The organism is Acidocella sp. (assembly GCF_028687955.1).
Lineage (GTDB): Bacteria > Pseudomonadota > Alphaproteobacteria > Acetobacterales > Acetobacteraceae > Acidocella.
The window spans coordinates 9,273-16,744 of record NZ_JAQTZC010000050.1 but is presented as its reverse complement, the minus strand read 5'-3'; the positions used below and the strand labels follow the sequence as shown (position 1 = coordinate 16,744).

Below are 7,472 nucleotides of genomic sequence, written 5' to 3'. Positions count from 1 at the left end.
GGGGGCGCTGCTGCCACAAATGGAACGCGCCAACCTGCCCGCCGTGTAGGGCCCGGACCACGGCCTTGTCGGAGCCACCCGCGAAACCTTGCCTAAATTTATAAAAATAACATTTTCGAGGTCTTAACTTTCTCGCCCCAGTTTCCCGGCATGACCTGCACCATCTGCCATGCCGCACGCATCAAAATCATCCGCTGAGGCCTTATTGGCCGCGGAATCCGCCCCGCACACGGCACGTGAGTTGCGCCAGCGCACCGCACGGCGCGAGATCACCGAACGCCGGCGCATAACCCAGCGGCTACGCCAGGCACTGCTCTCCGGCGGGTTTGTGCTGCAATACCAGCCCCTGGTCTCGTTGCGGACGGGCTACATACGCGGTGCGGAAACAATCATCCGCCTACAGCACAGCCGCCGCGGGCTTATAGCCGCCGCGCATTTCATGCCCATCGCCGAACACTCGGAGATCATCAACGATGTCGGCGGCTGGATGCTGCAACAGGCCTGCATGCAGGCGGCAAGCTGGCCGGGTGATCTTTCAGTGGCGCTCACCCTCTCCCAGCGCCACATGCAGGGCGGCAGGCTGATCCGCCAGCTTCTGGAGTCGCTCAGCGCATCGGGCCTGCCCGCGCAACGGCTAGAGCTGGAACTGACCGAGGCCATGTTGATCGACGATAACGACGACACTGTGTTTGCGCTGAGGGCGTTGCAGGGCCTGGGTGTACGGCTGGCGCTCAATAATTTTGGCACCGGCTACGCCAGCCTGAGCGCGCTCAAGCGCCTGCCCATCGCCACTCTGCGGCTGGATCGCTCGCTAATCCACAATCTGGACGAGGGCATTGCGGATGCCGCTATCGTACAGGCGGCGGTAAAGGCGGGGCACGCGCTGGGCTGCGCTGTACTGGCTGACGGCGTGGAGAACGAGGCGCAGCTGGCGTTGCTGAACGAGATCGGCTGCGATGAAGGTCAGGGACCGTATTTCAGCCAGCCCGTTGCCGCCGCCGAGATCGCCGCGATGCTTGCCACCAGCCCGCGCGAACATCTTAAATAACCGCAAGCGCCTTTCGCTTCACCCTGAGTTTGGGCATAAGCCAGGGCATGAGCTCAGACCCCGCCGAACAAGCGATTCTCTCCCTGCTGACGGGCAAGGACGCGCAAAAATCCATCTCACCAACCGAAGCCGCCCGCGCCCTGGCCGGCAACCCGCCGGGCACGGCATGGCGGGCCAGCCTCTCGCCCATCCGCCTCGCGGCGCAACGCCTGGCGAAGGCCGGGATCATCGAACTCCTGCGCAAGGGCAAGCCGGTTCCTCCGGCGGAAGCGCGCGGTGTGATCCGCCTGCGCCTGACGCAGGCACAATAACATGCGCCACACCATGACCAACTTTCTCACCGGGCTGGGTGAAGCCTGGAGCCTGGCAAAGCCGTATTTCGGCTCGCAGGAACGCTGGGCCGCGTTTGTCTTGCTGGGCGCGGTGATCGGCCTCAACCTGCTACTTGTAGGGCTGAACGTGGTGCTGACCTATTGGAACAACGATTTCTTCAACGCCATCCAGGTTTATGACCAAAGGACCGTGGTGGACCTGCTGTATTACCCGCTGCTCACCATCAAAGGCGCGCGCTACCCCATGCCGGGCTTCGCCGAGCTGGTGGTGGTGTATATCCTCATCGCGGTGTACGCCTTCTACCTCAACCAGATGCTGCAAATTAAATGGCGGCAATGGCTGACGACGCATTACGTCGAAAACTGGCTCTCCGAGCGCGCGTATTACAACATCAGCCTGAGCCAGAGTCGCAGCACCGTCATTGACAATCCGGACCAGCGGATTTCGGAGGATCTGCGTGATTTCACGGCCAACAGCCTCTCGCTGGGTATGGATTTCATCACCAATGTGGTGACGCTGTTCAGCTTTGTCTTCGTGCTTTACGTGATCTCCGGCTCGGTCAAACTCCTCGGCATCACCATTCCCGGCTACATGGTCTGGGTCGCCATATTGTACTCCGCTGTTGGCACGTTGTTCACCCAGCTCATCGGCCGCAAGCTGGTGCCGCTCGCCTTCAACCAGCAGCGGCTGGAGGCCGATTTCCGTTATAGCCTGGTGCGCGTGCGCGAAAACCCGGAAGCCATCGCGCTCTACCGCGGCGAGGCCGACGAGCAGGCCACGCTGGGCGAGCGCTTCCAGGCTGTGCGGGATAATTTCTGGGCCATCATGCGCCGGACCAAGCTGCTGAACTTCTTCACCATCGGCTTCACGCAGATCGCCAATATCTTTCCGCTGGTTGTCATCCTGCCGCGCTATTTCGCCAAAGCCATCGGCCTTGGCGGCTTGAGCCAGATTCCCATGGTGTTCGGGCAGGTGCAGGGGGCGCTCTCATGGTTTGTCACCTCCTACCCGAACCTGGTGACATGGCGCGCCACCGTCTCGCGTCTTTACGGCTTCCGCGAAGCCGTGGCGGCCGCGCGCAGCGCCGCCGCCGCCGGGCCACAGGTGGGTGCTCCCGGCGCCGCCTTCAAGCTCAACAACCTCACCCTCACCTTGCCTGACGGCCGCTGCCTGTTGGACCATGCCAGCCTCACCCTGCGGGCGGGCGAACCGGTGATCCTGACCGGCGCTTCCGGGGCCGGCAAGTCCACGCTGTTTCGCGCCATCGCCGGCATCTGGCCGTTTGGCCATGGCAGCATCACCCCGCCCAAGGGCAGCCTGCTGTTTCTGCCGCAAAAACCCTATTTCCCGCTGGGCAGCCTGAAACGCACCGTCACCTATCCGGGGGTGGAGCAGGATGTGGCGGATGACGCCGTTCGCACGGCACTCGCGGATGTAGGGCTGGAACATCTTGCCGCCCGCCTGGGCGAGAGCGAGAACTGGAGCCTTATCCTCTCCGGCGGCGAACAGCAGCGCCTGGCCATCGCCCGCGCGCTGCTCGCCAAGCCGGACTGGCTGTTCCTCGATGAAGCCATCTCCGCGCTCGACAGCGCCGCGGCTGGAAAAATTCAGGCGGTGCTGCGCGAAAAACTACCCACCACCACCATCGTCGCCATCAGCCACCATGGCGGCATTACTCCAGGCCATCGGCATCTGGCCCTCTCCGGCGGGGTTCTGGCGGAGGTGGCGGCCTGATCAGCCCCGCAGGCCCACCATGCCGAACCGGCGCAAGGCGTCCGCGCGCAGGGTCATCATCTGGCCGTTGCTTTCCTCGCGCACGCCCGGCGGCGCGGTGATGAGCAAGGCATCAGGATGATGGATGGTGTCGGGCTCGTGTTCCTCCACGCAACCCTCCGCCTTCAGCTTGAGCATGTGGGCCAGCACGTTGCGCTGCGCCGCGACTTTTAAATACGGGTCGGTTTTGTTATAGAGCTTGGCCGCGAGCGCCGCGACCCCCCAATCCTGCTGCTTCAGCTCGGCCAGAATGGTCCGCTCGCGGTACTGGCGGTGCGCCAGCAGTTCGCGCACCAGGGCGCGCGGGTCCGCCAGCAAGGGGCCATGGCCACTTAGATAGTACACATCATCGCGCGCCAGCAGCAACTCCAGGGAGCGATAATAGCTCAGCATGTCGCCATCCGGCGGGCTGACGATGGAGGACGACCAGGACATCACATGGTCGCCGCTGAACAGGATTTTGGTGCCATCGGGCAGGAAATGCTCAAAGCAGAGATGGTCCGCCGCATGGCCGGGCGTGTGCAGCGCCATAAGCCCCGCAACCGTGCTGAAATGATCCAGCGCGATATCGGGTTTGAGCTCCGCTTTCCCGCTGATTTTGTAAGCCGCGACCGGCGCCCCAGTGGCCTGTGCGAGCGCGGCGGTTGCCCCCCAATGGTCGCTATGGGTATGCGTGAGCACGATATGGCTCACCGGCCGGCTGCCCGCTGCGGCCATCACATCGCGGACATGCTCATCATCCCTCGGCCCGGGGTCGAGCACCACCAAGCCATCGCCCGCCTCTATGAGATAGGTGTTGGTCCCCTGATAGGTCATCACACTTGGGTTGCGGGCCACGACGCGCCGGATACCCGGCAACACGAAAATCGGGACGCCGCGCCGCGGCTCCGGCTCTGTTAAAAAAGGCATAGGGCATCATGCCTGGCAAATGCGCCCTCTGTAAACGTCAGCCAGTCACCGGAGGGAGTCCGGTCATCTGAACGAGTAGAGCACCGCGAGCATGGCGAACACGCCGATGACACAGACCACACCAAACAGCGCCTCCGCGAATGTCGGGTTGGAAACCCGCCGGGAAGAGCGGCGCCGCCGGCCGGGGGATGGTGGTAAATTTACAGTTTCTAAATCTTTTATATTCATTGACTTATACCTCGAAACCTCGAAGCCGTCCCGTTTTTGCGGCGGGACTCTCTGGATAATTTCCGATCGTAATTCTGCTCTCAAACGCCCTTGAAAAGCAATAAAAATGCGCATGTTGCACGGCATCGGCACCACCCTGTACGCTGCGCGCATGACATCTGATCCGGACGCCGCGCTGCGCGCCTCGCTGAACCGCCATAAGCTGTTTGCCTCCGCGCTACTGGGACTGATGGCCGCCCTTGCCGCCACGAGCTACGCGCTGCCGCCTGGCCCGTGGACCACCTTGCTGCGCGACGCCGCCAAGGCCGGGTTTATTGGCGGCGTGGCGGACTGGTTCGCCGTCACCGCGCTGTTCCGCCGTCCGCTCGGCCTGCCCATTCCTCACACCGCCATCATCCCGGCGCAGAAGGAGCGGCTGGGCAACGCGCTGGGCCGTTTCGTCGCCAACCATGTGTTCACCGAGGGGGATATCCGCAAATTCCTCGGCAACCTCGATTCACCCGGGATTTTACGCAAATTTCTCGCGGACCCCACCGCCACCCGCCCCGCCGCCGAGGCTCTGGCCGGAATGCTGCCCAAGCTGCTGGCGAGCATCGAGGATGGCCGCGCGCGGCGCCTGCTCGCCCGGCTGCTGCCCAAGCTGATCGGCGGCAAGGCGGCGGGCGTGGTGGTAGCGCGCGCGCTGGGCGGGCTGGTGGAGGGAGGGCGGCACCAGGAGGTGTTTTCCTTCATCCTCAACCAGTTGAAGGATACACTTGTGGCGCGCGAAGAAGTTTTGCAAGCCGCCATCAAGGAGCGGGTGCGTGAACAGGGGGGCCGGCTCGTCGGCTGGGCGCTTGGCGCCACTGTGGCCAAACGGGTGCTCACCGCCGTTAACGCGGAGCTGGAGCGCGTCAGCCCGGACAGTTCCGAGATGCGCGACGCCTTCGACGAATGGGTCCGCTTTGAGATCACCCGGCTGGAAACCGACCCCGCGCGCGCCGCCGAACTTGGCCGCGCGATGCAGGGCGTGCTGGCGCATGAAACAGTGCAAGCCTGGGCCTGGGATGTGTGGGCCAGGCTGCGCCGCGCGCTGGAGGCCGATGCCGCCGCTCCACACGGCCGCTCGGTGAGCGTGATCGAGGGGGCGCTGGCCGGCCTCGGCGAGGTGCTGGGTAAAGACGAGACCGCGCGTGCGCGCGTGAACGCCGCCGTGGAGACACTGGCGCTCAATCTGCTCCCCGCCGCGCAGACCGAGCTGGCCGCTTTTATCGGCCGCGTTGTCGGCGCATGGGATGGTGAGACCATCACCCGCAAGCTGGAGCTGCGTGTCGGCAAGGACCTGCAATACATCCGCGTCAACGGCACGCTGGCCGGCTTTATTCTGGGCGCGCTCATCAGCCTGGCCACCATGGCGCTGCCCGGCGGCGGGTAGCCGCCGTGCCGCATGGCCCATTTTCCACGCTTGTGACGGGGGGGTTGCATACGCTATGTCAGGCGCATGAAACACCTCGGCGCAGCACTCCTCTTTTTCATCCCCGCAATCGCCGCCGCGGCTGACGGCCCGGTGGCGCTGGGCGGCAACGGCGGCAAATTCGGCGACTGGACAGCCGCGGCCTACGGCACCGGCAGCGCCAAGGTCTGCTATGCCTTCACTGATGCGCAAACCTCCACACCCAGCTGGAAATCGCGCGGGCCGGTGATGCTCACCGTGACCGAGCGGACCGGTAGCCGGGACGAGGTAACGCTGAGCGCCGGGTACACCTACCCGCCCAAACCCACCGTAAACCTTACCGTTGGCGCCACCAAGGTTGATTTCTATACCCAGGGCGGGACCGCTTTCACCACCTCGGGGGGCGAAGCCGTCGCCGCCTTCAGGAACGGTGCCACCGCGCAAGCCGTTTCCACCGGCCCGCACGGCCATCCGGTGACGGATGTTTTCTCCCTCACCGGCTTCTCCGACGCTTACGGCGCCATCATCAAGGCATGCCCGTGAGCGATCTGCTGCTGCCCGGCGACGCCGAACGGATTCTCGCCAAGGCCGCGCTGTTCGCCCCGCCCGGCAACACCCTGCCCGATGGCCGGCGCGACCTTGTGGGTCTCTCGCGTGAGGAGCTGCTCGCCGCTGTCGCCGAGGCGGGCGAGGCCCCTTTCCGCGCCAAACAGCTCTGGCACTGGATTTATCATCAGGGCGTGCGCGATTTTTCCGCCATGAGCAGCATCGCGCGGCCGTTGCAGGAGAAATTCGCCAAGCATTTTATCGTCAGCCGGCCGGATGTGGCGCTGGACCAGCTCTCCAAGGACGAAACGCGCAAATTCCTCTTTAATTTCCGCGACAATGAGAAGGTCGAGACCGTCTACATCCCCGACCGCCAGGAAGACCGTGGCGCGGTGTGCATCTCCAGCCAGGTCGGCTGCACCCTCTCCTGCCGCTTCTGCCACACCGGCACGCAGAAGCTCGCGCGCAACCTCTCCTCGGCGGAGATCGTCGGCCAGTTCATGGCCGCGCGCGATGCCTATAAGGAATGGCCGAGCCCCAAGGGCGAAACCCCGCGCCTGCTCTCCACCATCGTGCTTATGGGCATGGGCGAGCCGCTGTATAATTACGAGAACGTCGCCAAGGCCATGAAGATCGTGATGGATGGCGAAGGCATCGGCCTGTCGCGTCGGCGCATCACCCTCTCCACTTCCGGCGTTATCCCCATGATGGACAAGGCCGGGGCGGAGCTTGGCGTCAACCTCGCGGTCTCACTGCATGCCGTACGCGACGATCTGCGCGACGAGCTGGTGCCGCTGAACCGCAAATACCCGATCAAGGACCTCATCGCCGCCTGCAAGCGCTACCCCGGCGCTTCCAACGCAAGGCGCATCACCTTTGAATATATCATGCTCAAGGGCATCAACGATTCCGAGACCGACGCCAGGGCGCTGGTCCATCTCATCGCCGGGTTGCCCGCGAAGGTGAATCTGATCCCCTTCAACCCCTGGCCGGGCAGCACTTACGAATCCTCAACCCCGGTGGCGCTGAAGAAATTTGCCAGCATCGTGATGGACGCCGGCTACGCCTCGCCCATCCGCACCCCGCGCGGGCAGGATATTTTGGCGGCTTGCGGGCAGCTTAAATCCCTGGTGCAACCGGCGGCGTAAGACCCGCGCAAGCGGGACGCTCCCCCAACTTAGCGGAGGCGGCAACTTTACTCTT

8 protein-coding genes are annotated in these 7,472 nt (G+C 64.1%); 6 read left to right on the top strand and 2 right to left on the bottom strand.

Annotation, left to right across the window (positions count from 1 at the left end; all coding sequences use genetic code 11):
- The first annotated feature begins 205 nt into the window (after positions 1-205).
- The 3 genes from PHE40_RS07890 to PHE40_RS07880 are packed head-to-tail and all read left to right on the top strand — an operon-like array spanning position 206 to position 3,115.
- Entirely contained in the window at positions 206-1,048 is an 843-nt protein-coding gene (locus PHE40_RS07890; RefSeq protein WP_299960471.1) for an EAL domain-containing protein, read from the top strand.
- A gap of 47 nt (positions 1,049-1,095) precedes the next feature.
- On the top strand, positions 1,096-1,359 hold the full coding sequence (locus PHE40_RS07885) for a DUF3253 domain-containing protein (RefSeq protein WP_299960468.1): 264 nt from the start codon (positions 1,096-1,098) through the stop codon (positions 1,357-1,359).
- Between the two features lie 13 nt (positions 1,360-1,372).
- On the top strand, positions 1,373-3,115 hold the full coding sequence (locus tag PHE40_RS07880; protein WP_299960465.1) for an ABC transporter ATP-binding protein/permease: 1,743 nt from the start codon (positions 1,373-1,375) through the stop codon (positions 3,113-3,115).
- Here the strand turns inward: PHE40_RS07880 and PHE40_RS07875 are convergent, their stop codons facing one another.
- Positions 3,116-4,063, bottom strand: a complete 948-nt coding sequence (locus PHE40_RS07875; RefSeq protein ID WP_299960462.1) for an MBL fold metallo-hydrolase — start codon at positions 4,061-4,063, stop codon at positions 3,116-3,118.
- A gap of 63 nt (positions 4,064-4,126) precedes the next feature.
- Positions 4,127-4,444, bottom strand: coding sequence for a hypothetical protein (locus PHE40_RS07870; RefSeq protein ID WP_299960459.1), 318 nt, complete (start codon positions 4,442-4,444; stop codon positions 4,127-4,129).
- Here PHE40_RS07870 and PHE40_RS07865 point away from each other — a divergent pair.
- The 3 genes from PHE40_RS07865 (at position 4,443) to rlmN (ending at position 7,417) form a co-directional block, all read left to right on the top strand.
- A complete protein-coding gene (locus tag PHE40_RS07865) occupies positions 4,443-5,705 on the top strand; it encodes a DUF445 domain-containing protein (protein ID WP_299960457.1) in 1,263 nt (420 codons plus the stop codon). The genes PHE40_RS07870 and PHE40_RS07865 overlap by 2 nt on opposite strands.
- A 66-nt stretch (positions 5,706-5,771) precedes the next feature.
- Positions 5,772-6,266 (top strand): invasion associated locus B family protein, encoded by a 495-nt coding sequence (locus tag PHE40_RS07860; RefSeq protein ID WP_299960454.1) that lies wholly within the window; start codon positions 5,772-5,774, stop codon positions 6,264-6,266.
- Entirely contained in the window at positions 6,263-7,417 is a 1,155-nt protein-coding gene (gene rlmN / locus PHE40_RS07855) for a 23S rRNA (adenine(2503)-C(2))-methyltransferase RlmN (protein ID WP_299960451.1), read from the top strand. Before PHE40_RS07860 ends, rlmN begins: the two co-directional genes overlap by 4 nt.
- Positions 7,418-7,472: the final 55 nt, after the last annotated feature.

Coding starts and splice junctions, on each gene's coding strand:
- PHE40_RS07885 (WP_299960468.1), top strand. CDS start 1,096: ATGAGCTCAGACCCCGCCGAACAAGCGATTCTCTCCCTGCTGACGGGC.
- PHE40_RS07880 (WP_299960465.1), top strand. CDS start 1,373: ATGACCAACTTTCTCACCGGGCTGGGTGAAGCCTGGAGCCTGGCAAAG.
- PHE40_RS07875 (WP_299960462.1), bottom strand. CDS start 4,063: ATGCCTTTTTTAACAGAGCCGGAGCCGCGGCGCGGCGTCCCGATTTTC.
- PHE40_RS07865 (WP_299960457.1), top strand. CDS start 4,443: ATGACATCTGATCCGGACGCCGCGCTGCGCGCCTCGCTGAACCGCCAT.
- PHE40_RS07870 (WP_299960459.1), bottom strand. CDS start 4,444: ATGCGCGCAGCGTACAGGGTGGTGCCGATGCCGTGCAACATGCGCATT.
- PHE40_RS07860 (WP_299960454.1), top strand. CDS start 5,772: ATGAAACACCTCGGCGCAGCACTCCTCTTTTTCATCCCCGCAATCGCC.